General features: G+C 54.2%; 1 pseudogene. It reads left to right on the plus strand.

Annotated elements, in window-relative coordinates:
- Positions 1-1,084 (plus strand): annotated as a pseudogene (locus ACIONG_RS30600) (elongation factor G); the annotation flags it as partial.

Below are 1,084 nucleotides of genomic sequence, written 5' to 3' on the forward strand. Positions count from 1 at the left end.
ATCGTCGCTCACGTGGATGCTGGTAAAACCACCACCACCGAGCGCGTCCTTTTTTAAACCGGCAAAAGTCACAAAATGGGCGAGGTGCATGATGGCGCCGCGACCACAGACTGGATGGTGCAGGAGCAGGAGCGTGGTATTACCATTACTTCTGCTGCTATCACTGCCTTCTGGAAAGGTTCCGAGAAGCAGTACTCGCACGAGCACCGTTTCAACGTAATCGATACCCCGGGCCACGTAGACTTCACCATTGAAGTTGAGCGTTCCCTGCGTGTACTCGACGGCGCTGTCGTTGTGTTCTGCGGTACTTCGGGTGTTGAGCCTCAGTCGGAAACCGTATGGCGTCAAGCCAACAAGTACGGCGTTCCACGTCTTGTTTATGTAAACAAGATGGACCGTGCTGGCGCCAACTTCCTGCGCGTGATCGGTCAGATCAAGCAGCGTCTGGGTCACACTCCGGTGCCGATTCAGTTGGCCATCGGTTCCGAAGACAACTTCCAGGGTCAGATCGATCTGATCAACATGCAAGCTGTCTACTGGAACGACTCTGACAAAGGTATGGTCCCTGTTCGCAAGGACATTCCTGCTGAGCTCCAAGAGCTGGCTGAAGAGTGGCGCAACAACATGGTTGAAGCTGCTGCTGAAGCCAACGAAGAGCTGATGAACAAGTACCTGGAAGGCGAAGAGCTGTCGATCGAAGAGATCAAAGCTGCTCTGCGTCAGCGTACTATCGCCGGTGAAATCGTTCTGGCCGTTTGCGGTTCTTCCTTCAAGAACAAGGGTGTTCCCCTGGTTCTCGACGCCGTTATCGACTACCTGCCTGCACCAACTGACATTCCAGCTATCAAGGGTACTAACCCTGATAACGAGGAAGAAGAGATGGAGCGTCATGCAGACGACAACGAGCCTTTCGCGGCTCTGGCGTTCAAGATCGCTACCGACCCATTCGTGGGTACTTTGACCTTCGTCCGCGTTTACTCGGGCGTGTTGAACTCCGGCGACGGCGTGATCAACTCGGTTAAAGGCAAGAAAGAGCGCGTGGGTCTTATGGTGCAAATGCACGCAAACGCCCGTGAAGAGATCA

Source organism: Pseudomonas sp. NPDC087817, from assembly GCF_044742875.1.
GTDB lineage: Bacteria > Pseudomonadota > Gammaproteobacteria > Pseudomonadales > Pseudomonadaceae > Aquipseudomonas.